At 34.9% G+C, this 25,645-nt stretch carries 27 protein-coding genes; 23 read left to right on the plus strand and 4 right to left on the minus strand.

The features are described 5' to 3' along the window. Window positions 1-70 precede the first annotated feature (70 nt). The 5 genes from C1638_RS21160 to C1638_RS21180 all read left to right on the plus strand — a co-directional run bounded on the left by C1638_RS21160 (window position 71) and on the right by C1638_RS21180 (window position 4,318). On the plus strand, window positions 71-838 hold the full coding sequence (locus C1638_RS21160) for a hypothetical protein (protein ID WP_109623922.1): 768 nt from the start codon (window positions 71-73) through the stop codon (window positions 836-838). A 137-nt stretch (window positions 839-975) separates the two neighbouring features. Then, on the plus strand, window positions 976-1,476 hold the full coding sequence (locus C1638_RS21165; protein WP_109623923.1) for a hypothetical protein: 501 nt from the start codon (window positions 976-978) through the stop codon (window positions 1,474-1,476). Then, window positions 1,473-2,294, plus strand: a complete 822-nt coding sequence (locus C1638_RS21170) for a helix-turn-helix domain-containing protein (RefSeq protein WP_109623924.1) — start codon at window positions 1,473-1,475, stop codon at window positions 2,292-2,294. The genes C1638_RS21165 and C1638_RS21170 overlap by 4 nt, the downstream gene beginning before the upstream one ends. Then, entirely contained in the window at window positions 2,295-2,741 is a 447-nt protein-coding gene (locus C1638_RS21175; RefSeq protein ID WP_109623925.1) for a nuclear transport factor 2 family protein, read from the plus strand. Between the two features lie 161 nt (window positions 2,742-2,902). Next, window positions 2,903-4,318 carry an aldehyde dehydrogenase family protein gene (locus C1638_RS21180; protein WP_109623926.1) on the plus strand — a complete coding sequence of 472 codons (1,416 nt, stop codon included), beginning with the start codon at window positions 2,903-2,905 and terminating at the stop codon, window positions 4,316-4,318. A 154-nt stretch (window positions 4,319-4,472) separates the two neighbouring features. Here the strand turns inward: C1638_RS21180 and C1638_RS21185 are convergent, their stop codons facing one another. Next, window positions 4,473-5,975, minus strand: a complete 1,503-nt coding sequence (locus tag C1638_RS21185) for an AraC family transcriptional regulator (protein ID WP_109623927.1) — start codon at window positions 5,973-5,975, stop codon at window positions 4,473-4,475. Window positions 5,976-6,444: 469 nt separating this feature from the next. Here C1638_RS21185 and C1638_RS21190 point away from each other — a divergent pair, with 469 nt between their 5' ends. The 4 genes from C1638_RS21190 to C1638_RS21205 all read left to right on the plus strand — a co-directional run bounded on the left by C1638_RS21190 (window position 6,445) and on the right by C1638_RS21205 (window position 9,575). Next, window positions 6,445-7,248 carry a T9SS type A sorting domain-containing protein gene (locus tag C1638_RS21190; RefSeq protein ID WP_165826572.1) on the plus strand — a complete coding sequence of 268 codons (804 nt, stop codon included), beginning with the start codon at window positions 6,445-6,447 and terminating at the stop codon, window positions 7,246-7,248. Window positions 7,249-7,336: 88 nt separating this feature from the next. Further along, entirely contained in the window at window positions 7,337-7,597 is a 261-nt protein-coding gene (locus C1638_RS21195) for a SemiSWEET family transporter (protein ID WP_109623929.1), read from the plus strand. A 225-nt stretch (window positions 7,598-7,822) separates the two neighbouring features. After that, window positions 7,823-8,689, plus strand: a complete 867-nt coding sequence (locus C1638_RS21200; protein WP_109623930.1) for a 3-hydroxyacyl-CoA dehydrogenase family protein — start codon at window positions 7,823-7,825, stop codon at window positions 8,687-8,689. Further along, the gene (locus C1638_RS21205) at window positions 8,673-9,575 is read left to right on the plus strand and encodes a hypothetical protein (RefSeq protein ID WP_109623931.1); all 903 of its coding nucleotides are present in this window, start codon (window positions 8,673-8,675) and stop codon (window positions 9,573-9,575) included. The genes C1638_RS21200 and C1638_RS21205 overlap by 17 nt, the downstream gene beginning before the upstream one ends. A 117-nt stretch (window positions 9,576-9,692) precedes the next feature. Here C1638_RS21205 and C1638_RS21210 read toward each other — a convergent pair whose 3' ends face one another. Both C1638_RS21210 and C1638_RS21215 read right to left on the minus strand, forming a co-directional pair. Further along, window positions 9,693-11,438 carry a CocE/NonD family hydrolase gene (locus C1638_RS21210; RefSeq protein ID WP_109623932.1) on the minus strand — a complete coding sequence of 582 codons (1,746 nt, stop codon included), beginning with the start codon at window positions 11,436-11,438 and terminating at the stop codon, window positions 9,693-9,695. Window positions 11,439-11,820: 382 nt separating this feature from the next. Further along, entirely contained in the window at window positions 11,821-12,507 is a 687-nt protein-coding gene (locus C1638_RS21215) for a hypothetical protein (protein WP_109623933.1), read from the minus strand. Window positions 12,508-12,896: 389 nt separating this feature from the next. Here C1638_RS21215 and C1638_RS21220 point away from each other — a divergent pair, with 389 nt between their 5' ends. After that, window positions 12,897-13,265 carry a hypothetical protein gene (locus C1638_RS21220; protein WP_109623934.1) on the plus strand — a complete coding sequence of 123 codons (369 nt, stop codon included), beginning with the start codon at window positions 12,897-12,899 and terminating at the stop codon, window positions 13,263-13,265. A 36-nt stretch (window positions 13,266-13,301) separates the two neighbouring features. Here the strand turns inward: C1638_RS21220 and C1638_RS21225 are convergent, their stop codons facing one another. Next, window positions 13,302-13,940, minus strand: coding sequence for a hypothetical protein (locus C1638_RS21225; RefSeq protein ID WP_109623935.1), 639 nt, complete (start codon window positions 13,938-13,940; stop codon window positions 13,302-13,304). Window positions 13,941-14,093: 153 nt separating this feature from the next. Between C1638_RS21225 and C1638_RS21230 the strand changes: the two genes are divergently transcribed. The 13 genes from C1638_RS21230 (at window position 14,094) to hisB (ending at window position 25,643) form a co-directional block, all read left to right on the plus strand. Then, entirely contained in the window at window positions 14,094-14,666 is a 573-nt protein-coding gene (locus C1638_RS21230; RefSeq protein ID WP_109623936.1) for a C40 family peptidase, read from the plus strand. Window positions 14,667-14,694: 28 nt separating this feature from the next. Next, window positions 14,695-15,021 (plus strand): LytR/AlgR family response regulator transcription factor, encoded by a 327-nt coding sequence (locus tag C1638_RS21235; protein WP_109623937.1) that lies wholly within the window; start codon window positions 14,695-14,697, stop codon window positions 15,019-15,021. Window positions 15,022-15,129: 108 nt separating this feature from the next. After that, entirely contained in the window at window positions 15,130-15,507 is a 378-nt protein-coding gene (locus C1638_RS21240; RefSeq protein WP_109623938.1) for a DUF2255 family protein, read from the plus strand. Window positions 15,508-15,608: 101 nt separating this feature from the next. Beyond that, entirely contained in the window at window positions 15,609-16,220 is a 612-nt protein-coding gene (locus tag C1638_RS21245; protein WP_228428245.1) for a methyltransferase family protein, read from the plus strand. An 83-nt stretch (window positions 16,221-16,303) separates the two neighbouring features. Continuing rightward, window positions 16,304-17,116 (plus strand): 2,3,4,5-tetrahydropyridine-2,6-dicarboxylate N-succinyltransferase, encoded by an 813-nt coding sequence (locus tag C1638_RS21250; RefSeq protein ID WP_109623940.1) that lies wholly within the window; start codon window positions 16,304-16,306, stop codon window positions 17,114-17,116. Between the two features lie 31 nt (window positions 17,117-17,147). Further along, window positions 17,148-18,317: a glycosyltransferase family 87 protein gene (locus C1638_RS21255; protein ID WP_109623941.1), complete on the plus strand. Its 1,170-nt coding sequence runs from the start codon at window positions 17,148-17,150 to the stop codon at window positions 18,315-18,317. A gap of 5 nt (window positions 18,318-18,322) precedes the next feature. Continuing rightward, window positions 18,323-19,252, plus strand: coding sequence for a glycosyltransferase family 2 protein (locus tag C1638_RS21260; RefSeq protein ID WP_109623942.1), 930 nt, complete (start codon window positions 18,323-18,325; stop codon window positions 19,250-19,252). 1 nt (window position 19,253) lies between these two features. Then, a complete protein-coding gene (locus tag C1638_RS21265; protein ID WP_109623943.1) occupies window positions 19,254-20,030 on the plus strand; it encodes a polysaccharide deacetylase family protein in 777 nt (258 codons plus the stop codon). After that, window positions 20,027-21,124, plus strand: coding sequence for a glycosyltransferase family 4 protein (locus C1638_RS21270; protein WP_109623944.1), 1,098 nt, complete (start codon window positions 20,027-20,029; stop codon window positions 21,122-21,124). The genes C1638_RS21265 and C1638_RS21270 overlap by 4 nt, the downstream gene beginning before the upstream one ends. Before the next feature lie 248 nt (window positions 21,125-21,372). Continuing rightward, entirely contained in the window at window positions 21,373-22,230 is an 858-nt protein-coding gene (gene hisG / locus C1638_RS21275) for an ATP phosphoribosyltransferase (RefSeq protein ID WP_109623945.1), read from the plus strand. 10 nt (window positions 22,231-22,240) lie between these two features. Beyond that, window positions 22,241-23,515 (plus strand): histidinol dehydrogenase, encoded by a 1,275-nt coding sequence (gene hisD, locus C1638_RS21280; protein ID WP_109623946.1) that lies wholly within the window; start codon window positions 22,241-22,243, stop codon window positions 23,513-23,515. 5 nt (window positions 23,516-23,520) lie between these two features. After that, window positions 23,521-24,546 carry a histidinol-phosphate transaminase gene (gene hisC, locus C1638_RS21285; protein WP_109623947.1) on the plus strand — a complete coding sequence of 342 codons (1,026 nt, stop codon included), beginning with the start codon at window positions 23,521-23,523 and terminating at the stop codon, window positions 24,544-24,546. A gap of 2 nt (window positions 24,547-24,548) precedes the next feature. Continuing rightward, window positions 24,549-25,643 carry a bifunctional histidinol-phosphatase/imidazoleglycerol-phosphate dehydratase HisB gene (hisB, locus tag C1638_RS21290; protein WP_109623948.1) on the plus strand — a complete coding sequence of 365 codons (1,095 nt, stop codon included), beginning with the start codon at window positions 24,549-24,551 and terminating at the stop codon, window positions 25,641-25,643. Window positions 25,644-25,645 lie beyond the last annotated feature (2 nt).

The following is a 25,645-nucleotide window of genomic DNA, read 5'->3' on the forward strand; positions in this document are numbered from 1 at the left end:
GCCATACATTTGAAACATAGTCTTTTAAGAGATTCTAAGTATAACAATTACGGAAACTTAGTTTTATATAATGAAGAATAACAATACAACAGATCCTATAGAAATGCGTAAACAGCGGATAGCCAGGCAAAAAGGAAGTCAGGGTGCATTGTTAGGTATTTTGATTGGACACGCGATGATCTTATTGGGCGGAGTATTGATAGCCCGTTCTATATTTGGCTTTTTAGAGCAGGATATGACAAACTCAGATGAGCCTCCCTTAGCAATCTTTGGAATGATTGTCGGGCTGCCATTCATTATTTTTGGTTTCTTTGTACATACTGGTGCCTGCCGTAGATTCACTGGGAAATTACTTTCATCTCCTTTTGTAGGACCTGTGCCTGTTCTTTTTATAGGATTTGCCGTTGGTGCATGGTGGGGTTTACTATCTTTATCAGCAAAGGGAATATTCTGGCTTATTCCAACAATCTTGAGTATTATTGCCATATTACTTTTGTTAAGTAATATTTTATTAAGAAAAAGTCGATCTGCGAAGTATAAAGTTCTTACCCGTATTATAACTGAGGGAAAAATAACTCCAGCACTCATTACAGATATCCCGGAAATCGATCCTAGCTCAGGCGGTCTCATTGGAACAATTACTGTAAAATTCACTGACATGGCTGGCGTTGATCGTTGGGTACAGAAAATAGGTCAATGGAAGCGTAGCGATTTGCCAAAGACTGGTGATGTTGCGACTATACTTTATGATCCGCAACATCCGGAAAATGTTTCTACAATCTGGGTAGGGCCTCAAGGCTCAACTACAATAGCAGATTTTACTCTTTGGCATTCATAAGTTGTATGCCTATTCTACTGTAAACTCAACTCACAAACGTGTAATTTAAATAAGCCTTTCAGAAACTAACATTTGAGCTTTTTAGAAAGTAAAACTTATATTTTATTTTCTGAAATTTGTACTCTAATATTTTACTAATGGATATTTTAAAAATAAGTACAGAGTGGGCAAGAGCAGAGCTATTCTCAGCGAAAATAGTGGGACTGCTTAGTCTTATAGTCTTGTTAACCGCTGTTGGATTTGCTTTGTGGGGCAAAACAGTAATGGCAAAAGCATTTATAATTCCAATGATTGTTGCAGGGCTCTTTCTTCTAGCCGTAGGAATTGGTTTGTATGCAGCCAATAAACCTCGTATTGAGCAATTTAAAACCGAGTATAACACAGATGCCAATAGCTTTGTACAAAAAGAGATTGCCCGAACCATAAAATCACAAGGTGAATTTCAGACAGTATTTAAAGTTTTGCCTGCTATTATCATTGTAGCTGTTATTTTACTAATGCTTTTTCCAGCTGCTAATTGGCGGGCCATAACACTTACTATTATTATAACTTCTGCTTTTTTAATGCTTATTGACAGCAATACAGAAGCCCGTAATACTAATTATCGCGAACAACTTTTAAAATTTAAAAAAGTATGACCAGCGTGATACCACAGACCGATGATTCGTTCGTTTATTCCTGTACTTCAAAAGACCAGTGGGGATACGAACAGTTTGTATCAGAACATATTTTGGCATTCCAGTTGTCGGGTGAAACACATATTTTTCATCAGCAAGGAACCTTTATATTGAAGAAAAACCGCGTACTCTTAGCCCATCGAAATCAGTTTGCAAAAACACTGAAAGTAACAGCTTCAGATATCGAATACAAAGCTGTTTCCATTATTCTGAAAACGGAAGACCTGAAAAAATTTGCGACACTCAATAATATTGTTTGTGATAAAAAATATTCAGGAAAAAACAATATTGTATTAAAGCCGGACAATTTTCTCAAGAGTTATTTTCAATCCTTGGTTCCATATCTGGAGCAACCGGAAGATGGCAACAAAAGAATGGTATTTTCCAAAATTTCAGAGATTGTAGAGCTATTACTGAACATCAATCCTGAATTTAAAAGCTTTCTGTTTGATTTTAGTGAACCACATAAAATAAATCTCGAAAAATTTATGCTGGATAATTATCATTATAATGCTCCGATTGAAAATTTTGCAAAACTTACAGGCAGAAGCCTCGCATCATTTAAACGTGATTTTGCAGAGACGTTCAATACACCTCCTGCAAGATGGTTGAAAGAAAAACGTTTGGAAGAAGCCTATCAGCTTATTCATCAGGAGAACAAAAAACCGGCTGATATTTATTTGGAATTAGGTTTTGAAAACCTGTCACATTTTTATACATCATTTAAAACTAAATATGGCGTAACGCCAACCGAAAGTTTAATCATTAAAAAATTATAAATGAATATTGAACAAAAAATAATAGAAGCAGAAGACAGACTTGCCATTCGTGAATTGGTAGACCGCTATGCCTATTGCGCTGACACAAGAGATGCACAAGGGCAAATGGATCTGTTTACAGAAGATACCAATTTTGAAGTGTACTATGATCCAAAATCAGGGGTGCCATCTCAGGTTGTGAGCAGCAAATCAGAATTGTTTCCTGTATTTGATAATTTGAATTCTTACGATGCTACAATGCATTTCAACGGACAAAGCACCGTAAAATTAAATGGCGAAAATGCTACAGGAATTGCCTATTGTATGGCTCATCATTTAACACTTGAAGATGGTCAGCAAAAATTTATGGTTGCAGCCATCCGTTACGAAGATAAATTTGTAAAGGAAGACGGAAAATGGCTTTTTGCAGAACGTAAATTGTTGGTAGACTGGATTGAAAATAGATAAGTAAGTTTAGGTAATCAAGTATATATAACCATTTCGGAGCAATCGGGATGGTTATTTTTTATGATAAATTTATGAGCCGTACAAAAACTAATCTTTGAGCCATACAAAAAGCAGTTTGAGATTGATATTTTGGAATTTTGTAAGACAAAATGAATTATAAAATGAAGACAATTAATAAAATTTATGTCAATGGCGAATTTGTTACGCCACACGGCACAGCCACTTTCGACTTAATCAACCCTACTACAAACGAAAAAACAGCAGAGGTAGTTTTAGGCGATGAAATTGATACACAAAATGCAGTAGCAGCTGCCAAAGAAGCCTTTAAAACATTCTCTAAAACAACTAAAAAAGAAAGAATTGTTTATTTGGAAAAATTACGTTCTGCAGTTGACCGCAGAAAAGATGAATTAATTAATGTAATGATTGATGAATACGGTGGAACACATCAGTTTAGTTCAATGGCAGTTCAGTTTGCCATAAACGACTTTACAGCGATGATTGATACGTTAAAGAATTTTGAATTAGAACCCAACGTTGGAACTTCAAAAGTACGATTAGAGCCTGTAGGTGTTGTGGGGATCATTATTCCGTGGAATATGAGCAACGGATTTATTTGTACCAAAATTTCTACAGCTATTGCCGCAGGTTGTACGGCTGTAGTTAAGCCAAGTGAAATGAGCGCCCAACAGACCCAGATACTGGCAGAATGTTTCCACGAAGCAGGTCTACCCAAAGGTGTTGTAAATTTTATAAATGGTTTAGGAGATGTTGTGGGTGCAGAAATGACCCGTAATCCTGATATTAACAAAATTTCATTCACTGGTTCTACCGTAGTGGGAAAAATTATCGCAAAAGGTGCTGTGGATACAATGAAAAGAGTTACACTGGAATTAGGTGGAAAATCACCAAACATTATCTTAGACGATGCCAATTTGGAAGAAGCTATTCCGACAGCAATTATCGCTGCTTTTCTGAATAGTGGACAAGCCTGTGCTGCAGCAACAAGATTACTTGTACCAGAAAATAAACTGGAAGAAGTAAATATTATCGCTAAAAATTTTGCAGAAAATTTAAAAGTAGGAAATCCGAAAGACTCCGATACGGCAATTGGCCCAATGGTAAGCCAAAAACAATACGAACGGGTTTTAGATTATATAAAAATTGGAGAAAAAGAGGGCGCAACATTGTTAACAGGCGGGACTGAAAAACCGCAAGGGCTGGAAGCCGGAAACTTTGTAAAGGCAACTATTTTCACGAATGTAAATAATAATATGCGAATTGCCCGGGAAGAAATTTTTGGTCCTGTTTTGTCCATTATTCCATATAAAGATGAACAAGATGCTATTGCAATAGCCAATGATACTCCCTACGGATTGTCCGCTTATATCAGTTCTTCCGACAAGGAAAGAGCTAATCGCGTAGCTTCTCAAATAGATGCGGGAAGGGTTTGCATCAATGGACTTTCACACGATCCACAAGCGCCATTTGGAGGTTTTAAACAGTCTGGTATTGGTCGTGAATACGGTGTATTTGGTTTGGAGGCCTATCTTGAACCGAAAGCTATTTTGGGATAATAATCTATTCGCTCTCCTGCTAATTATTTGTCAACTTATAAATCCTGTAATTCTTTAGAAATACAGGATTTTTATTTTTAAAGAAATCAGGAGATAAAAGTACTATATTGCTATATAATGTAACTGTTTTATTGAGCTTTCCTGAAATAATACATTAAATTTTTTCCAAGCTTTTTATAAAAACTGAGGGGGTTACCACCATTTCTTTTTTAAAGGCCTCAATAAATTTACTTTGTGTTGAAAAACCAGCTAATTCAGCTAAGCTCACTATTTTATATTTCAGATATTGAGGCTCTGTCCTGATTTTGTTGACCAAATGCTTTATCCTCAGTTCATTAATGTAATTGTTGAAGTCTTTTTGTTTGTGAGCATTAATAACTATAGAAAGATATTTTGTATTGGTATCACAGTAGGTAGCCAATGCAGATAGAGAAACATTTTTTTTGAGAAACATTTCAGAATTCTCAAATACTTCCAGTTTTTTCAGGATTTTTTTTTCAACATGAGGCTTTATCGTTTTGATATTTTCCGTAGTCTTGCGGTTCACTTTAGTCATATTCTTTAAAGAACTTTCTAACTGTGAGATTTTTGATTTTACAAGATTACTTTTTTTATAATAAAAGAAAGATAAAATACCTAATAGAGTGAGGGTACCACCAGAAGCTAGGATTAAAAAAAGGTTATTCTGATGCAGAGTTTTATTTGTATCCAATAATTTGGTTTGTTCACTATTAATAAAAGTATTTTTTTTCTCCGAAATAGCTTCAGAAATTACATCTTCTTTCTTTTTTAATTGACTGAATTTTTCAATATTATGTTCTAAAATATAGTATTCCTGGGACGTTTTATAAATTTCTTTTTTCAAATCCAGATACTGGGTTTTTTCAGCAATCTTTTGGGTAAGGTTAATATAGTTTTTGGCCTCCTTGATATTTCTTTTTTTGATGTAGACAGCAGATATTCCATTGTATATAAATCCTTTCAGAAAATTATCCGGAAATTTATTCAACAGTTTCAATGCAGTAGTATAATGATGGAGAGAAGCATCATATTCTGTCAGATAATAGAGGCAATCTGCTAGCAGTCTCTCATTACTTGCTAAGAACAACTCTTTGTTTGCTTTATTCTTTATGAAGCAAGCCTGGGACTTTTCAATTAATAGTATTGCTTTTTTATAATTCTTTTGATCAATTTCATAATTGGCATGTTCCTGCATTATTAACCCGGTAATAGTATTCCTGACGTTAGTATCTTCTATATACCCTGCCTGCTCCGAGGCTTTCTGTATATATGAAATGGATTGGTCATAAAGCTTTAATCTGCGATACTGGGTTGCTAAGAAGCCATAGATTTCAGCACTTTGTACATGATCATTAGAGTTTTCGCATATTTCCTCTGCCTTTGAGGCATAATCTACTGCTTTTTTTACTTCACCAGCTTCCTGTAGGAGGGTAGCCGAGAGCATCAGGCTTTTAGCTTTAAAATAAGGTTCTTCAGAAGCTGAATACAAGGAATCCGCAATACTCATTGCTTTTTTGAAGTCGTTATGAGAAATCTTTATATAAGTCTTTGAATAAACCTTATTAAAATCATCTCTGTTTTGAGCAGGTAAAGCAAATGATGCTAAAAAAAGAAGAATAAAAAGTATAGACTTCATATAGAGGGATCATAAGGTACTTGATAAAAACTAATTATCAGCTGAATAACAAATATAGCAAATTAAAGTATCCATCTGTAAATAGCTAAAAGTATTTCTTTTCAATTTTGATGATTATTCTGTTATAGGCTCTGATTTTTTCGATTAATCAAAATGGTACAAATTTGCATTTTACTTCAAGTTAGATGAGTATAGTCAGGTTTGAATCGACTTTGATTTTAAAATTATATTTCATAATGTCAAAAACATACAACATGTTGAAATTCAATACAATATCGTTTGTTTTGTTATTCCCTTTTTCCGGAAAAAGGGAAGATTATTGTTTTTATCTGATATAATATCACATTAGGTTTGGGGGAAGATATTATACGTTGACATATTAATTGAAAAAACATAAGCTGAATAGTTATAGCTATTCTCGTTTTGCTTGTCAACAATAATTTAGGTTAAGAAATTATATATGCATATTATGAAAAAGTTATTATTTTCTTGTTTTATGTTACTGACAATTGAAGCACAAGCGCAGTATAACACGAGTCAAAATTTCAATAACAGCCTTTCGGGTGTCTATTATTTTGGAGGAGGGAGCGTTACAACCAATGCAAATTCTTGTAGTGGAACTTTATCATATGCAAAAACATATACTGTAAGTGCACCGGAAGGGGGAGTATACATTTCTCCTTCAGATTTAGGGCAGACCAATAATGGAAAAGCAGTTAAAGTGACCTTTAAATTAAAGAAGACAGGCACAATGGTCGGTAAACTTTTATTGTTTATAAGAACAAAAACAGGTAGCACGTGGGGAAATGCAGTCTATTATGCTCTTGATGGCTCAGACACTAACGCTCTTAGTCCGAATGTAACTTCCGCTGCTGTTGATTGTACCACTTTCACAGGAACCATTCCTGAGGGTGAACTTGTAGTAGGCACTCAATATGGTATTGGTGCAGATTTTTATAAAACAAGTGCCGGAAACGGAGGGCTTAGTATTGATGATTTAGAAATTGTACAGGAGGATGCAAACCTTTCAGTATCAGAAGTAAGTAAGGTGAAGACTTTTGTATATCCTACACCTTTCCATGATGTGGTTAATATTTCCAATGTAGAAAATGTAAAGTCCATCACTATTAATGATGCTGGAGGAAAGCTTGTGAAATCTTTTCTGCCAAGCAAAGAACTTAACTTGAGTGAACTTAATGAAGGTCTTTATTTCATCAACCTTTTCATGCAGGATGGAACAGTTAGGAACTATAAAACATTGAAGACAAACTGATTTTTAAGATGATTTAGTAAAGCTGGATAAATATTTTCTAGAATTTTTTTGATTGAAATTTAGTAAATTGTATTATTATTTAACGATTATGAATAATCAATTTTATACAATTTTAGGATGGGTAGCAACTGTGACTGCAGTAGCTATGTATGTTTCATATATTCCTCAGATCAGTAATAATCTTAAAGGAGATAAAGGAGATTGGATACAACCTTTAGTTGCTGCTATAAACTGTACTTTTTGGCTTACCTATGGATTGCTTAGAAAGCCGAAAAGAGACTGGCCGGTTGCAATTGCAAATTTGCCAGGTATTATATTTGGTATTACGGCATTTCTTACCGCTCTTTAATTCAAGTATTTGTAATCCAGCTTAAACGCAGCTTGAATATGTGACATCAATTCTCTATCTGAACTCAAAAAATTGATAAAAAAAGTATTAGTAAAATGATCTTAAAATATTCGGATATAAGGTCATTTTAATAATTGTTAATTCTGGTTAATGTAGAATATGCCTATCCTTTTTTATGTAAATTGGTATAATAACTATTACATCTAATTAAAAAAATATATAAATATGAGCGATAATTTAGAAGCTAATTCACAAAACCGACCTATAACTATTTTTGGTGCAGGTACCTTAGGTCGTCGTATTGCCCTCATGTTTTCTACGCAGGGTGGCGAAGTTCGTATCTATGATAAAAACAATGATGCGCTCGCAGCAGCAAAAACATTTGTAGAAGAAAACCTGCCGGACGTTGTTAAAACTGTTCCTAACGGAAAAGCGGGTACGCTGACAACCTTTACAGACTTTGATCAGGCAATTGATCAGGCATGGCTGGTGGTTGAAAGTCTTCCTGAAATTCCGGAACTTAAAATCGAAGTTCTGGGACAACTGGATAGCGCAGTAGCAGAGGATACAATTATTGCCACCAATTCATCTTCTTACCGCTCGAGTGATTTGGCAGGTAAAGTAAGCCATAAAAACAGGCTGCTTAATATGCATTTTATGATGCCACCCATTGCCAGAGCTGTAGAGCTAATGACATGTGGTGAAACCGATAGAAATATCATTGATTTCCTAGCCCATAAATTAAAAGAATACGGGCTTTCCCCTTATGTTGCAGAACAAGAAAGCGTTGGGTTTATTTATAACCGTATATGGGCTGCCATAAAAAGAGAATCCCTATACGTTGTTGCCCAAGGAGTAGCATCTCCACAAACGGTGGATGATATTTTTAAGGAAACCTTAGGGGCTAAACAAGGACCATTCCGTTCCATGGACCAAGTAGGATTGGATGTTGTTCTGGATATTGAAGAACATTATGCTCAGGAGCGTCCGGGGATTCCGGAAGAACCAAGGGAACTTTTAAGAAAAATGATTGCCGAGGGAAAACTGGGGGTAAAATCAGGTGAAGGCTTCTATAATGATTACAAGAAGTAACAGCAACATGAAGTTCCTGCTATGTTTAGAAGCTTATCCTCCGCAAATTGTGAAAATATCACTGGAGGATGGAACGAAAGAAACACTCCTGGAAATTACCAATGGTACTCCTGACGGGATATGGATAGACCGGAATACAGGCAAGATTTACTGGACTATTATGGGTAAAATGACTGATCCACCGGAAGGTTATTTTGCAAAAGATGGGACTATAGAATGTTGTAATCAAGATGGAAGCGAGCATGCGGTACTTGTTGGAAATGGCAGTATTACGACTCCAAAACAGATTACCGGTGATGAAAGGACACATCGTCTATACTGGTGTGACAGAGAAGGAATGGCTGTAATGTCTTCCTTTGCAGACGGCTCAGGTCTTGAGGTTCTGTTGCAACATGAGAAAGATGATTCTAATTCTAACGAAGTGGAGAAACATTGTGTGGGTATCGCATTGAATCCCCAGAAAGACTATTTATACTGGACACAGAAAGGACCAACTAAAGGGGGTAAAGGTAAAATTTTCCGCATGAAATTATCTCAGAAACACCCTGTAAGTGATTCGGACATAGAATTGTTAATGGATCACCTTCCTGAGCCTATTGATCTGGAATTTGGGCATAAGACCGGAAAGTTATACTGGACAGATCGGGGAGCGGAACCAGAAGGAAATAGCCTTAATTGTGCAGAAGTTTCCGGAAACGGAGACCTTACTAATCATAGAATTATAGCAAAAGGCCTAAAAGAAGGTATCGGGCTTGCTCTGGATGAAAGTGAAAATATTGCCTATACATCTGATCTGGGTGGATATATCAGGAAAATAAATCTGACGGATGGCTCAGAAAGTATTATTTTGCAGCAAGGTCCCATGACAGGGATTGCCTTGTTATAACAAAAAATAGAATTACTTTTTTCAAAACTTTCCACCAAAATTAAAGACGGGCTCTGTTTAGAAATCAAAAATGGTCGGAATTTATTCCGACCATTTTTTGTAACATCCCATCTTAATTTAGTCCCTTAATATGGGGATTTTAACAAAACTATCGTTGTACCATTTTACTTTTAATGGTTCTTTAGCGTCTTTTATACTTTCCTCGGTCACAGTTTTACCTGTTCCGTAATTTAATTCAGAAAAAGGATTTTTATTTACATTTAGATAAATTAATAATCTGCTTCCTTTACTAAGTCTTTTGCTTACTAAGTGTGTATTAGAGAAAGGAATGCTCTCAATTACATTTGGCTTTAGTAATTTTCTTTGTGTAATATCATTCGCATAGCTAGCCCGTCCAATAAAATAAGATAAGTGAAAATATTCTCCATTGGGCATTACTTCATATAAGGTTACCCCAATATCCATATCTAGTTTGTTAATGCTTGCTTTAATGGTTCCTAGAAATGAGCCATTTATTATCATAGATTCTTTTAAAGGTTCACTAATAAAATTAAATCCATTAGCCGTATCAATTTCTTTACGAATAAGGGGTTCTGGATAATAATCATTATTTGTTGTCTCTCTGTCTGCAAAATCAACTTCTTGCGATAAATAACTTTTTTTAACAGGTTTCTTTGAATTCAAAGTATAGAATTTGCCAGACTTGTCATCGGTTAGGTAGAACGTTAAGAAATCATTGTTCATTTTATCAATTGATGGGGCACTTCGCCATTTGTTGTCACCCATTACCTCATAATTGATTTTGTCCTTTAGGATTTCCGGTTTAGTGCCATTTTTTAGAATATAATCAAACCATTGATAAGTGATTTTATTAATATCAAACAGTGCAACGGGATCTACCTTGTATTCATACAAGACACTTTCTCCGCCACTCTGTGTACCAAAATGTCCGTATGGTCCAATGATAAGATAGGCAGGAGTTTGCGGACTGTACTTTTGAAGTTCTCTTAGATAGTACAACCCAGAACTTTGTCCATCATTGTAATACCCGTCAAATGCCAAAACCGGAATTTTTATTTGTGCAAAATCTTTTTTATATGGCGTCATTTTTTGCCAATAACTATCAAAAGATGGATGGCTTATCCATCGTTGAAACCATTTGTTAGGAACGCCATCTATGCTATCTAGTTTTTTGTAGGCAGCCCCTGTTTCCCACCATTTATTTTGCATTTGACGAAACCGTTTTCTGTCATTTCCGGCAATAGTATCCAGATACTTATTATTTCCAACATAAAATGACCATTCGTAATTTGGGTTGACGAAAATATTATTTTCTACAGGTAATCCTTGCCCTGGCCGTGCGGCTACTGAAGGGACGATTGTTTTGAGGGCAGGATGTAGGGTTTTGGATGCTGCCCATTGAGTAAAGCCATTATAACTGCCGCCATACATCCCAACACTTCCATTGCTCCATTTTTGCTTACTGATCCAATCAATAACATCATAAGTATCATTGGCATCATTTTCATATGGAAATATTTCGTCAGGACTAAATTTTTTTCCTCTTGCATAGGCAATAACGCCCACGTAGCCATTGTCTACAGATCTTTTTAATGATGCGATATCTCTACCAGTATCTCTAACATAAATAGTGGATTGAAGGATGACGGGTTTGGGATTTTCATCTCCCTTTTTTCTTACAACCATTAAAGATAGTGTTGCTCCGTCCCTTGTTTTTACAGAAACACTATCTTGTATATTATAGATACTTTTTAAATCTTTCGATTTTACTTTTTTAGTTTGTTGTGCCGAGCCAATGAAAAAGGCCAGAAATAGAATAGTGAAATTCAAAAATACTTTCATGAGTTATTTTTACCTTGTTTTTAGATTTATTATCCACTGTTCTATGCCTGCAGCTCATTGATTTATACATATTAGAAAACAGTCTATTACTTTTTTAATTGATTCAAAGTAATTAGTTGATTTTTTGAAGCACTAATGTACTGGTAATTTATAAATATCCTTTGTCTATTTTTTATCAAAAGACTTTACTATCTATAAAAATGATAATGCAATCAATTATTTATGGATTCAGATCAATAGAAATTATAGTGATTCTATTGCAGAATAATATTCTGAGCTTTATGATTTTGATGCTTAGGATAAGTTTATTGAAGAACTTATAACTATAGAATAAAAAAAGCCGCAATGAGTATTACGGCTTTTTTTTATTAGATATATTGTATTATAAAGTTCTTGAACGTGCTACTGAAAGAAGGTATACTAAGTGGGCATACATATTTCGTTTTACAGATTCTAGCTTGATTTCTCCGGTTGTTGGGTTAATCGTGGCTACCAGATCAGCCGTACATTGCTGCCCGGCGAGAGAAGAGCTTGCCAGATAATTAGAGATGTTGGCATTGGGGTACGAAATTCTTGGGTAATCGGGAACCGGCTGGTTGGGTATGGACGAACTGTTTGTAAATCCTTTATTGTCAATATATCGGGCACTCCATACGCCGGAAAATTGCCCGTTTGCTGTATTGAGGTTTTGTCCCACTACAATTTTGGTTTCTACCGGAGTATTAAAACCGGCACACGAACTGTAATGATTTAAAGAAACTGTACATGAAGAGGCATTATCTGTAGGCTGAAAGCATTTTCCCTCATAGATTGTAGATCTTTGCTCTGCGCCATTTGTAGAAGTATTGAGTATCGCTTTTGGAGAGAAAATTTCCTCCGGAGACATTAAGCTGAATGTACCATCAGAATCCGCTGTAACAATCTTTTGTTCTGTATTTGACAGGTTTCTTACTCTTACCGATCCATTAATATCCAATGTGCTTGTGGGAGTTGTAGTATTTATTCCTACTTGTGCGTTCATATAGCTGCAAAAAGCAAGCGCTGTCAAAAAAAAAGTCTTTGTTTTCATGGTATAATTTGAATAACGTTTAAATTTTTCACTAAGGTAAGAAATATGTATTGATTGAGAATAAAAAACTTATTAAATATATATTACGCCATTATATTTAATATTAATTTAATTTATTGGTGAAAATTTTAAACTATCCGAATTAGATATTAACTTAAAGTTTAAGCTTCATGATTTTGTTTGAAAAATATTTGTATTTTAGCCAAAATATGTTGTTTTTTAATAAACATATTGGGCACTAATTAAAATTCAGATAATTTGAATTAAAAAATTAGTAGATTTGCACGGACAAAAAAATAATAAATAATAAGCTCATTCTTTATTACATGGCTTTTGGAATGTATGTAATAAGGAATAACATGATTTTTAGGTTATAAACTACTGAAACTATGAAGAAACTTTTTTTACTTTTATTAACGGCATTTTTATTTATCGGTTGCAGCTCTGATGATGAAACGATCTATGATTACATAGGAACATGGTCGGGGACATATGAAGGAGGTGATAAGGGAGTCTGGAATTTTGTGGTAGACAATACCGGTAAAGTGTCAGGAACAATGCATTCTGATGTTAATAATACAAATTACAATATTTCCGGTAATTTAAGTAATACAGGAGATCTGACTGGAACAGTAGGACTTCCGTCAAAAGGAGAGTTTAAAGGAAAACTTAATCCGGATAAAAAAGGAAACGGAAGCTGGGGCAACCAACTTCCAACACCAGCACAATACGGAACCTGGAAAGGAGAAAAGAAATAAAAAATAGAAAGTCTGCAAATCTGCAGACTTTTTTATTTATACAAACCCCATTTGGAGAATTTCATTATTTTCATTCTTTAATGCCACGAAATAGAGGAGGGGATCTTTCTTTTCAAAATGTTCTTTAAAGGACGTCTCTTGGCTTTCATTCAATATCACTTCATCTTCAGCATATTCTGTCATCATATTTTCAGAGTCTAGTTTTATGGTAAGGATTGCTGCTTTATCAATTTGTTTTTTTCCGTTTACTAAAAGAACCTGATTTTTAACTTCAACAGTGGACCTTACATTTTCTATCGTTCCAAACTGAAATTGTCTAAGAAGCTTTTTCCCGATTTCAGTTTGTAATCCATTTTCAACCGTTCGTTTACCTCGCTCAGAAACTGTATCCAGATCCTTTATTTCTGTCATCAGTTTTGCAAACTTCTGGTAGAGGAGAGGATCACCTGCTTTTTTGATGTAAAAATCGAGACTAGCCCTAATGGCCTTCCCCACTTTGGAACAGTGACCAAATTCAGAGCTGTTTTGCCTTACCTTTTCATAAGACGGATTCTTCTTAAAAGCCGTTTTATTGAAACCACTTTTCTTCCGAACCACATTTTTCCCATTCAGATTATAAAAGACAAGGTCACCTACAGCCCCTGTGATCTTGATTACACTTTCATATGTCGCCATATTGTAAATATTGAACTCAAAGATAGCAATAAATAATGTAAATCAAAATTTTAACATATATTTATCATATAGTTGTAGTATAGTTTTATTATAATTAAAATATAAAATGTATATTTGTCTATCAATTGTTAATCAGGTAAAAATCAGAGGAATATGAGAACGGGATTATTTGAAAATAGAATAAGCATAAAGCAACTGTCTGTATTACTTATTGCATCTGCTTTTGTAGTGTCCTGTGGGAGTTCGAAGAAAGTGTCTTCCAATAAAAAATCAGGAAATAAAACTGTTGTAAAGTCCGAAAACCTTAGAAAACTGGATTCCAGATTTGACGGTAAGGTTCCAAGATCTATCAATGATGTTTTGAAAGACGCTGAGAAATATATTGGAACTCCTTATAAATTTGGAGGAAATACATCATCAGGATTCGATTGTTCCGGATTTACTGTAAAAGTATTTGAAGAAAATTCGTTCAATCTTCCCAGAAGATCTTCTGATCAGGCAGAATCCGGAAAAAATATTGATATTACTGATGTAAAACCTGGTGATTTATTGTTTTTTGCCACTGCAGGAGGTAGCCGCGTTTCTCACGTAGGAATTGTTCATGATATTGGCCCCGATGGAGAAGTGAAGTTTATTCATGCTTCCACATCCAAAGGAGTAATCATTTCATCATTGAACGAAAAGTATTGGAATAAGGCTTATCTTCATGCTCAACGTGTTTTATAATAGAATACTATACCATTTATAGGCTATCATGGAAAATCGAACCTTTGCCTTTGTTAAAACAGAGAAAAAACTGGTAAAGCTTTTTTATAAAGATATTACTATTATCAAAGGATTGGGCAACTATGTGGAAGTTCACACCCTGAACGGAAAAAGATATGTCTACTACAAACCTCTCAAAGATCTTATTGATAGCCTGCCTGACGAATTCATGAGGGTACATAATTCTTATATTGTCAATTTAATCAATATCGACTCTTTTGAAGATAATCAGCTTTTGTGTGGTGATATAAAAATAGCAGTCGCCAAAAGCTATAAGGATTGTCTTACCGAAGCTCTTAGCAAAATGATGCTGTAAAAACACTCTACATCAATAAAACACTTACTCACATCACATTTGTGTTCCTGTACATAAAAAAGTTTTTATTCAGTTTCTCTTATCATAGTTTTACAAAAACTTATTATAATGAATAAAGACGAAGTACTGAATTATATCAAAACAAATAACCTTATCGGAATCAAAGCAGGATCAGAAAGAACTGATTTTCTGGAAATATGGATGGTTGTTGTTCAGGATAGAATATTCGCCAGATCATGGGGACTGGCAGAAAGAAGCTGGTACAATACTTTCTTAAAAGACCCAAATGGCCAAATCCAATGTGGAAATTCAATTTTCAACATAAAGGCAGTAATTCCCACTGATACTAATGAACTTACAGATGAAATCAATCAGACGTATTTAACGAAATACAATATAGGCAGGAACAGAAAATATGCAAAAGGTATTGTTCAGGAACAGCATGTTGAAAAAACAATGGAGTTTATTATTTGTGAAGCAAAATAATGTAAATATGTAAAAGCTTTTGTGCTTTCTATACGTAAAGAAAATCATTGCAATAGCATTGCATTCCAAAACAGATGAATTTTGTACAAAACTTTTACGCCATGACAGATTTTATCCGATTCTTTATTCCATTTTACTTTATACTATTTTTTCTTGTTTCATTTGTAGGAATTAGTTTTACTGTTGCCAAAAGAATTGGTAAGAATCCTAATGTTCTTCCTAAAGATGATTCTGCATATGGACTTATAGGTTGGTATTTTAAACTGACTTTATTCTTCCTGTTTATGTATACAATTCTGTTTTTTTTATCTCCTAATATAATAGGACAGTCCTTTATAATAAGCTTTCTGGACAATGATTTCTTCCGGTATTCTGGCGTAGTTCTGATGATTATTGCACTGATTTGGGTTTTCATAGCTCAATGGCAAATGAAAGATTCCTGGCGAATCGGAATTGATAATGATACAAAAACTGAGCTTGTCACCCAAGGTCTTTTCAGATTTTCAAGAAATCCGATATTTCTGGGAATGACTGTGAGCCTTGTAGGTTTTTTTATGGCTTTTCCAACTGTTATTGCATTGACGTTTTTACTGATCGGTAGCATTTTAATGCAAATTCAAATCAGGCTCGAGGAAGAGTTTTTACTGAAACAACATGAACAAATATATCTTGCTTATAAAAAGAGGGTAGGACGTATGCTGGGCCTTTATTAAAAGCATCATGTTTGAAATTATTTTGCTGAACTTTTTTGTATCTTTGGCCGGTATAATTTTTCAAACTAATTTAAATAAGAAACATGTCGTTACAACAAACTATTGAAAATATCTGGGACAACAGAGAATTATTGCAGAATGAAGACAGCCAAAAGGCAATCAGAGAGGTTATTTCTTTAGTTGATAAAGGTGAACTTCGTACTGCAGAACCTACAGAAAACGGATGGCAAGTAAATGAATGGGTGAAAAAAGCTGTAGTATTGTATTTCCCGATCCAGAAAATGGAAACTATTGAAGTAGGTCCATTTGAATTTCATGATAAAATGCCTTTGAAGAGAAACTACGCTGAAAAAGGGGTGAGAGTTGTACCACATGCAGTGGCGAGAGAAGGAGCTTACATTGCTCCGGGTGTTATTTTAATGCCATCTTACGTGAACATTGGTGCTTATGTAGATTCAGGAACCATGGTAGATACTTGGGCAACTGTTGGAAGTTGTGCACAGATCGGTAAAAACGTTCACCTGAGTGGTGGTGTTGGGATCGGTGGAGTATTGGAGCCATTACAGGCTGCTCCGGTAATCATTGAAGACGATTGTTTCATTGGTTCAAGATGCATTGTTGTAGAAGGAGTTCACGTAGAAAAAGAAGCTGTATTGGGAGCAAATGTTGTATTAACAGCATCTACAAAAATTATTGACGTAACGGGAGATACACCAATCGAAATTAAAGGAAGAGTTCCTGCACGTTCTGTAGTAATCCCTGGAAGCTATACAAAGCAGTATCCGGCAGGAGAATATCAGGTTCCATGTGCATTAATCATCGGTCAGAGAAAGGAATCTACAGATAAGAAAACATCTCTGAATGATGCATTGAGAGATAATAATGTAGCTGTTTAAGATTCAATTTTTAAGCTAATACCACACAATCTTGAAAGAGAAATTTCTTAAAATACTTTTAAACCCTAAATATATATTTGGGGTTTATCTTATTATATCGGTTGTTACCGCAATTTCCAAATACCTTAGAGGAGATTATGCGATCAATAATTATTTGATCTTTAAAAATGTATTCTTTAATACCATTCATCAGAAGAATTTATTCATCCATTATCCTGATCTTTATTTTGATTTAAATCATTATGGAGTTTTCTTTAGCGCATTAATTGCTCCATTTGCAATGATGCCCGACTGGCTGGGAATTTCCCTTTGGAATGTTGGTAATACCTTTATTTTTGTCTATGCAATTTATAAACTGCCGTTTTCAGACTCCAAAAAAGCAATTTTCGGATTGCTATGTCTTCAGGAATACATTACCGCAGCCTTAAGCTTACAGTTTAATGTAGCACTCACAGGTCTTTTATTGTTATCCGCAGTCTATATCTACGAAAGAAAAGAAGTAAAATCAGTAACGTCCATCTTAATAGGGATATTTGTGAAAATCTATGGAATTGTAGGCCTTACACAGTTTTTCTTTATTAAAAATAAGACTAAATTCATTCTTTCAGGAATTGTTATTGCCGCAGTGTTTTTTGCACTTCCAATGGCGTATTCAAGCCCGAAATTTGTAATTCAGTGTTATTCAGATTGGTTTCAGTCGATTGTAGAAAAAAATAGTGAAAATCAGGTACTTGGAAATATGCAGGATATTTCATTGATGGGATTTGTCAGAAGAATTTTAGGGGATGCTTCCATTTCTAATCTTGTGTTTTTAGCATTTGGATTGCCGCTTTTTGCTCTGCCTTATATCAGAATTAAGCAATATAAGCATTACGCATTCCAATTAATGATCCTGGCGTCAACATTACTATTTTTAGTATTGTTCAGTTCCAGCTCAGAATCTCCAACATACATCATTGCAGTGGTGGGAGTTTTAATTTGGTTTTTCCTACAGAAAGAAAGAACACCGCTTATTATCGGATTACTCGTTTTTGTCATTATTTTTACATGTTTTTCAACTTCGGATCTATTTCCGAAATTTGTAAAAGAAAATTATATTATTAAATACTCCTTAAAGGCAGTACCTTGCATTGTAATTTGGCTAAGGGTAACCTACGAGCTTTTAACCAAGGATTTTGATAAAAATTACAGCCTGAATTAATCAATATGAAGAAAATTTCAATTGTAATACCCGCCTATAACGAAGAAGGAAACGTAGCCATGATTCATCAGAAAATCAAGGAGGTTTTTGACGGGCTAAGCAACTATGACTTTGAAATCATATTTGTAAACGATGGAAGCAGAGACAATACACAGCAAAAACTGGAAGAACTTTCCAGTAGATATGATGAAGTAAAATTCATCGAATTCTCACGAAACTTTGGTCACCAGCCTGCTGTAAAAGCGGGAATGGATTGTGCTCAGGGAAATGCAGTCATCTCTATGGATGGAGATCTTCAGCATCCGCCTGAACTTATCCCTGAAATGATAAAAAAATGGGAAGAAGGGTATGATGTGGTTTTTACGGTAAGAACTTATCCCAAGGAAATTTCTTATTTTAAAAGAAAAACATCGGATCTTTTCTATAAGCTATTATCAAGCCTTTCTGATGTTAATTTAACGAAAGGAGGAGGTTCAGATTTCAGATTGATGGATGCAGCAGCAGTTGAAGTGATGCGTAAATTCAATGAAGATGATTTATTCCTGAGAGGATTAACAAGCTGGATGGGATTCAAGCAAATCGGAATAGATTTTACAGCAGCAGAAAGACTCTATGGAAGCAGTAGTTATAATCTTAAAAAGATGTTCACCTTTGCATTCACAGGAATCACTGCATTCAGTGTAAAGCCTCTTTATCTTGCTGCTTATCTGGGTTTTTTGTTTTCAGCGATCTCAATTACTGGTTATGGAATTTATGTAATTCATTCCTTTATAGCTCACACAGAAATCTCAGGTTGGGCATCCTTAATCATGACCATCGTGTTCTTTGGAGGACTTCAGCTGATCATCTTGGGAATTATGGGAATTTATTTGGGTAAAATCTTTAAACAGGTGAAAGACAGGCCTAATTATATTATTAAAAACAAAAATTTTTAAAATGGTTTTATTGAGTTTTGACATTGAAGAATTTGATATGCCATTAGAGTATAAGGGTGAAATTCCCTTTGAAAAGCAAATTTCAATTTCGCAAACAGGACTAGAAAGGATCTTGAATATCCTTAAAAAATATAACGCTAAGGCTACTTTCTTTTCTACGGTAGTCTTTGCAGAAAACAGCAAGCACCTTATTGAAAGGTTATTAAATGAAGGGCATGAATTAGCCTCACACACTTGGTTTCATTCAGAATTTGAAGAAAAACATCTGAAAGAATCAAGAGAAAAGCTGGAAGAATTATTTTCAACAAAAGTAACAGGATTAAGAATGCCGAGAATGATGCCTGTCAACGAAAAAGAAGTTGAAAAGGCCGGATATTCCTACAATTCGTCCATAAATCCTACCTTTTTACCGGGAAGATATAATAATCTAAAAGTATCGAGAACGTATTTTAAAGAAGGAAACGTAACACAGGTACCGGCATCCGTGTCTCCAAACTTCAGAATTCCTTTATTTTGGCTAAGTTTTCATAATTTCCCATTATCATTTTACAAAAAATTGGCTGCTGATACCTTGAAAAAAGATAACTATCTGAATATCTATTTCCATCCATGGGAATTTGCAGAAATTAAAGAAGAAGCTTTTAAGCTTCCGGGTTTTACTGTAAAAAACTCAGGAAAAGATATGGTAGAAAGATTTGATTCATTTGTTGGCTGGTTGAAAGACAAAGGACATACATTCGGTACATTTCAGGAATTTCAAAAACAAATACAACGATGAAGATTGCCTTTGACGCAAAACGTTTTTTTCATAATACGTCCGGCCTGGGCAATTATTCAAGGGATCTTGTAAGAATACTTTCCGAGTATTACCCTGATCATGAATATCTACTGCTTAATAAGAATAAATCTGAGCGCGGAAAGGATATTCTGGGACGTTCTAATGTCAAATTTATTGAAACCTCTAAAGGTAAATTTTCCCGACAGTTAAAGATGGGTAAAGATGCCCAAAAGCAAGGTGCTGATATTTTCCACGGTTTATCAGGTGAACTTCCTTTGAAATGGGACCAAAAACCTATTAAAAAGATTGTTACCATTCATGATCTGATTTTTGTAAGATATCCGCAATATTATTCTTTTTTCGATAGGAAAATACACTTATGGAAGTTTAAGAAAGCTGCGAGTATGGCTGATAAAATTATTGCCATTTCAGAACAGACCAAAAGAGATATTGTTCAGTATCTAAACGTTCCTGAAAGCAAGGTTGAAGTCATTTACCAAGGCTGTCATAAGGCTTTTAAAGAACAACAATCTACCGAGCTTATTCAGGCAGCAAAAGATAAATTTAAACTTCCTGAAAGGTTCATTCTGAATGTAGGAACCATTGAAGATCGTAAGAATCTGTTGAGCGTTGTAAAAGCAATCAATGGAACTGAAATTCCAATGGTCGTTGTAGGCAGAAAGACAAAATATTATCAGAAAATAGAAAAATTTCTGAAAAAAAATAAAATGGAAAAACAGATCATATTCCTGGAAGGAGTTTCCATGGATGAGCTGGCTGTGATCTATAAACTGGCAGATGTTTTTGTTTATCCAAGCTTTTTTGAAGGCTTTGGAATCCCTGTTATTGAGGCCCTTTTTTCAAAAACTGTAGTCATAACAAGTAATACAAGTTGTCTTCCTGAAGCAGGAGGAAAAGACTCTGTTTACATTGATCCTAAAAATGATTTGGATATCAAAGCCAAAATACAATTTCTATGGGACAATGAATCTGAAAGAAAACGCCGTGAAGAAAAGGGTTTTGAGTTTGTTCAGAAATTTAATGACGAGCCAATTGCCAATGAATTGATGAATCTTTATCAAAAAATTATCTAAAAAAACTTTGCATTTTAAAAATAAATCCTACATTTGCATCACAATTCAATACAATGAAACCAATATTTTTAGCATTACATCATTATTATCATCATCTCTGTTAGGCGGAATTGATTGATATATGTGTATGCTAAAATCAAAAATAATTAAAAACCGTCTGAGTAAATAGACGGTTTTTTTGTTTCCTGAATTCACCTCAGAAATCTTCAATAGATCAGTTTTATTTGCTCAGACTCAACAAAGACGAAATGAGTAAATTAAAAATTGCGATCCAAAAAAGCGGCCGGCTTTATGAAGAATCCTTACAGCTCCTTAAAGATTGTGGAATCCTCGTTAACAACGGGAAAGATCAGCTTAAAGTTTCCGTAGATAACTTTCCGATGGAAATCATGTATCTCCGGAATTCAGATATTCCACAATACCTTGAAGACGGAGTGGTGGATATTGCCATTGTAGGTGAAAATCTATTGATTGAAAAGCAGAAGAACATTCAGATTGTTCAGAAGCTTGGGTTTTCAAAATGCCGCGTATCCATCGCTGTTCCAAAAGATATTGAAACCGATGATCTGGCCTATTTTCAAGGCAAAAAAATTGCAACTTCTTATCCCAATACCCTTAGAAACTTTTTAGAAAAAGAAAGTATTACATCAGATATTCACGTTATTTCCGGTTCTGTGGAAATAGCTCCAAATATTGGTCTGGCAGATGGAATCTGTGATATTGTAAGCTCTGGCAGCACTCTATTCAAAAACGGATTGCGAGAAACTGTTACTTTACTGAAATCAGAAGCTGTTTTAGCTCAAACACCAGAATTATCGCAGGATAAAACGACTATTTTAGATAAGTTTTTATTCAGAATTAAGTCAGTTTTAAAAGCAAAGAACTCAAAATATATCCTGATGAATGTTCCCAATGATAAAATTCAAAAAATAGCAGAAGTACTTCCTGTACTGAAAAGTCCCACAGTTATTCCATTGGCAGAAGAAGGATGGAGCAGTATTCATTCTGTGATTGATGAAGAACGTTTTTGGGAAGTCATAGATGAGCTAAAAGAAAACGGAGCACAGGATATTCTGATTATTCCAATTGATAAAATGGTTATTTAAAAAAATACAAATGAAAATATATAGATATCCACAACAGGAAACCTGGACTGAATTGGTAAAACGTCCAACCCTTGAGCAGAATGAAATTTCAGAACTGATTGCTGAAATTTTTAAAAAAGTTGAAGATAATGGAGATCGGGCTTTAATAGAGTTCAATAAGAAATTTGATAAGGCCGAAACAGAGAATATTTCTGTGACAGATGCAGAAATTGAAAAAGCAGAAAATCAAATCAGTGATGAATTAAAAATAGCAATTCAGGAGGCAAAGGAGAATATTTCTAAATTTCATACTTCTCAAGTTCCGGAAATTCAAAAGGTTGAAACTACAAAAGGAGTGGTTTGCTGGAGAGAGAATAGAGCCGTAGAGAAAGTGGGAATCTACATTCCTGGGGGAACAGCCCCTTTGTTTTCGACAGTATTAATGCTTGCTGTACCTGCAAATCTAGCCGGATGCAAAGAAATTATTCTTTGTACACCACCAGATAAAGATGGGAATATCAATCCTGCTATTTTGTATGCGGCAAAGCTTTGCGGAGTCTCAAAAATCTTTAAAACAGGTGGAGCGCAGGCTGTAGCTGCCATGGCTTTAGGAACTGAAAGTATTCCCAAGGTATACAAGATCTTCGGTCCCGGAAATCAGTTTGTGGTGGCTGCAAAAGAATATGCCCAACGTTATGGAGTCGCCATCGATATGCCGGCAGGTCCAAGCGAGGTTCTTGTAATAGCAGATGAGCAGGCGATCCCGGAATTTTGTGCAGCAGACCTTCTTTCACAGGCAGAACACGGAAGTGATAGTCAGGTTGTATTTCTTACGACTGATCTTAAAGTTTTTGATGAGACAATTAGTGCTGTTGGAAAGCAAATCAGAGACTTACCTAGGAATGAATTTGCAAATCAATCGCTTGAAAATAGCAGCTTTATAGTAATGAATAGTCTTGAAGAAGCTGTTGAATTCAGTAATCTTTATGCTCCGGAACACCTCATTTTAGCGATCAATGATTTTGAAAAATATATTCCGATGATTCAAAATGCAGGGTCTGTTTTCCTTGGAAACTATTCCTGTGAAAGTGCCGGAGATTATGCCAGCGGAACCAATCACACGCTTCCTACCAATGCCTACGCAAGAAATTACAGCGGAGTATCTCTAGATAGTTTTGTAAAGAAAATAACGTTTCAACACTTATCAAAGGAGGGACTTCAGAATCTAGGAAAAACAATAGAAATAATGGCAGAAGCAGAAGGTCTGTTTGCCCACAAAAATGCAGTATCAATCAGATTAAAATAATAAAAATGAATACAATAAGTATCAATAATTTAGTAAGAGAAAATATATTAAAATTACAGCCTTATATCAGTTTTAGGGACCATAATCAATTTAATAATCCTGCCTTTTTAGATGCCAATGAAAGTCCTTTTGGAGAATGTAACCGCTATCCGGATTCAACGCAGAGAAAGCTTAAAAACAGATTATCAGAGCTTAAAGATGTTTCCCCATCACAGATTGCAATAGGAAACGGAAGTGACGAACTGATTGATTTAATCATTAAGATTTTTTGCGAACCTAAAAAAGACTCCATTCTGATGATGAACCCGTCGTTTGCCATGTATGGTTTTTATGCTACCATTAATGAAAACAAGGTTTTACAGATTAATCTGGATGAAAATTTTGATATTGTAAAAGACGATTTTTTAAGAATTGTAAAAGAGCAGCCCATTAAGGTTTTCTTTCTGTGCTCCCCCAATAATCCTACTGGAAATAGTGTAGATGATATTGAATTCTATCTTCAGAATTTTGATGGAATTGTTGTGGTAGACGAAGCCTACATCGAATTTTCCGGAAAGAAGTCAAGTCTGGAACTTTTGGCTAAATACCCCAATCTTATTGTTCTTCAGACCTTTTCAAAAGCATGGGGAATTGCAGGTGCAAGAGTGGGAATGGCTTATGCTTCGGAAGAGATCATTAAACTGATCAATACGGTAAAAGCCCCTTACAATGTCAACGTATTAAGTCAGGAATTAATTTTAAAAACATTGGATGAAGAAACTAAGCTTCAGGAAAATGTAAGTAAAATTTTGAAAGAAAAAGAATGGTTACAGGAACAATTTAAAGATATCGAATGTATTGCAAAGGTATTTCCAACGGACGCCAATTTCTTTTTAATTAAAATGAAAGATGTAGGGAAAGTATACGAAATGATGCTTGAGCAGGAAATCTTAACCAGCAGAAGAGATCCGGCTATTCCGGGATGCATCAGAATTAATGTAGGAAATCGTCAGGACAATGAAAAGCTGATCAATCTTTTAAAAAACATATAAGAATGAAAAAAGTACTGTTTATAGATCGGGATGGAACGTTAATTATCGAGCCACCCACAGATTTTCAGGTAGATTCACTGGAAAAACTTGAATTTTATCCAGGTGTTTTTCAAAATCTGTCCAAAATAGCCAATGAGTTAGATTATGAGCTGGTAATGGTAACCAATCAAGATGGTTTAGGCACTGAAAGCTTTCCTCTGGAAGACTTTATAAAACCGCAGGAAAAGGTGCTCAAAACGCTTGAAAATGAAGGAATAATTTTTAGTGATATTTTAATAGATAAAAGCTTTGAACATGAAGGGTTACCTACCAGAAAACCTGGAACTGCAATGCTTGGGAAATACATCTATGGAAATTACGATCTTGAAAATTCCTATGTAATTGGTGATCGAGTTACGGACATTCAATTAGCTAAAAACTTGGGATCTAAGGCTATTTTTCTAAACCAAAGCTTTAATGATGAAGTAAGCCTTGTTACAACAGATTGGAATGAGATTTATCGCTTCTTAAAAGGTGGAATGAGAAAAGCCAGAGTATTCAGAAAAACCAATGAAACAGAAATAGATGTTGAAGTTACTATTGATGGAAACGGTAATTCTGAAATTTCAACAGGGCTTCATTTCTTTGATCACATGCTGGAACAGATCGCCAGACACGGAAATATGAACCTTACGATCAAGGTGAATGGAGATCTTGCTGTGGATGAGCATCATACCATTGAAGACACAGGAATTGTACTGGGAGAAGCTATTGTAAAGGCATTGGGAAAGAAAAAAGGTATTGAAAGATATGGTTTCTTACTTCCTATGGATGATTGCCTGTCGCAGGTGGCCATTGACTTTGGAGGAAGGCCGTGGCTAGTTTGGGATGCTGAATTTAAAAGAGAAAAAATAGGAGATGTTCCTACAGAAATGTTCTATCACTTTTTCAAATCGTTTACAGATTCCTCAAGGTCTAATCTGAATATCAAAGCAGAAGGAGACAATGAACACCACAAGATAGAATCTATTTTCAAGGCGTTTGCAAAGGCAATTAAAATGGCCGTCAATCAATCAGATACCAATTATGGTTTACCCTCAACAAAAGGAAGTTTATAACA

Origin of the sequence: Chryseobacterium oncorhynchi (genome assembly GCF_002899895.1) — a bacterium.
GTDB classification, from domain to species: Bacteria; Bacteroidota; Bacteroidia; order Flavobacteriales; family Weeksellaceae; genus Chryseobacterium; species Chryseobacterium oncorhynchi.

Coding starts and splice junctions, on each gene's coding strand:
- C1638_RS21170 (WP_109623924.1), top strand. CDS start 1,473: ATGACCAGCGTGATACCACAGACCGATGATTCGTTCGTTTATTCCTGT.
- C1638_RS21220 (WP_109623934.1), top strand. CDS start 12,897: ATGAAGAAACTTTTTTTACTTTTATTAACGGCATTTTTATTTATCGGT.
- hisD (WP_109623946.1), top strand. CDS start 22,241: ATGAAAATATATAGATATCCACAACAGGAAACCTGGACTGAATTGGTA.
- C1638_RS21205 (WP_109623931.1), top strand. CDS start 8,673: ATGATTACAAGAAGTAACAGCAACATGAAGTTCCTGCTATGTTTAGAA.
- hisC (WP_109623947.1), top strand. CDS start 23,521: ATGAATACAATAAGTATCAATAATTTAGTAAGAGAAAATATATTAAAA.
- C1638_RS21175 (WP_109623925.1), top strand. CDS start 2,295: ATGAATATTGAACAAAAAATAATAGAAGCAGAAGACAGACTTGCCATT.
- C1638_RS21270 (WP_109623944.1), top strand. CDS start 20,027: ATGAAGATTGCCTTTGACGCAAAACGTTTTTTTCATAATACGTCCGGC.
- C1638_RS21165 (WP_109623923.1), top strand. CDS start 976: ATGGATATTTTAAAAATAAGTACAGAGTGGGCAAGAGCAGAGCTATTC.
- C1638_RS21210 (WP_109623932.1), bottom strand. CDS start 11,438: ATGAAAGTATTTTTGAATTTCACTATTCTATTTCTGGCCTTTTTCATT.
- C1638_RS21185 (WP_109623927.1), bottom strand. CDS start 5,975: ATGAAGTCTATACTTTTTATTCTTCTTTTTTTAGCATCATTTGCTTTA.
- C1638_RS21230 (WP_109623936.1), top strand. CDS start 14,094: ATGAGAACGGGATTATTTGAAAATAGAATAAGCATAAAGCAACTGTCT.
- C1638_RS21160 (WP_109623922.1), top strand. CDS start 71: ATGAAGAATAACAATACAACAGATCCTATAGAAATGCGTAAACAGCGG.
- C1638_RS21240 (WP_109623938.1), top strand. CDS start 15,130: ATGAATAAAGACGAAGTACTGAATTATATCAAAACAAATAACCTTATC.
- C1638_RS21215 (WP_109623933.1), bottom strand. CDS start 12,507: ATGAAAACAAAGACTTTTTTTTTGACAGCGCTTGCTTTTTGCAGCTAT.
- hisB (WP_109623948.1), top strand. CDS start 24,549: ATGAAAAAAGTACTGTTTATAGATCGGGATGGAACGTTAATTATCGAG.
- C1638_RS21225 (WP_109623935.1), bottom strand. CDS start 13,940: ATGGCGACATATGAAAGTGTAATCAAGATCACAGGGGCTGTAGGTGAC.
- C1638_RS21265 (WP_109623943.1), top strand. CDS start 19,254: ATGGTTTTATTGAGTTTTGACATTGAAGAATTTGATATGCCATTAGAG.
- C1638_RS21200 (WP_109623930.1), top strand. CDS start 7,823: ATGAGCGATAATTTAGAAGCTAATTCACAAAACCGACCTATAACTATT.
- C1638_RS21260 (WP_109623942.1), top strand. CDS start 18,323: ATGAAGAAAATTTCAATTGTAATACCCGCCTATAACGAAGAAGGAAAC.
- C1638_RS21190 (WP_165826572.1), top strand. CDS start 6,445: ATGAAAAAGTTATTATTTTCTTGTTTTATGTTACTGACAATTGAAGCA.
- C1638_RS21245 (WP_228428245.1), top strand. CDS start 15,609: ATGACAGATTTTATCCGATTCTTTATTCCATTTTACTTTATACTATTT.
- hisG (WP_109623945.1), top strand. CDS start 21,373: ATGAGTAAATTAAAAATTGCGATCCAAAAAAGCGGCCGGCTTTATGAA.
- C1638_RS21235 (WP_109623937.1), top strand. CDS start 14,695: ATGGAAAATCGAACCTTTGCCTTTGTTAAAACAGAGAAAAAACTGGTA.
- C1638_RS21250 (WP_109623940.1), top strand. CDS start 16,304: ATGTCGTTACAACAAACTATTGAAAATATCTGGGACAACAGAGAATTA.
- C1638_RS21180 (WP_109623926.1), top strand. CDS start 2,903: ATGAAGACAATTAATAAAATTTATGTCAATGGCGAATTTGTTACGCCA.
- C1638_RS21195 (WP_109623929.1), top strand. CDS start 7,337: ATGAATAATCAATTTTATACAATTTTAGGATGGGTAGCAACTGTGACT.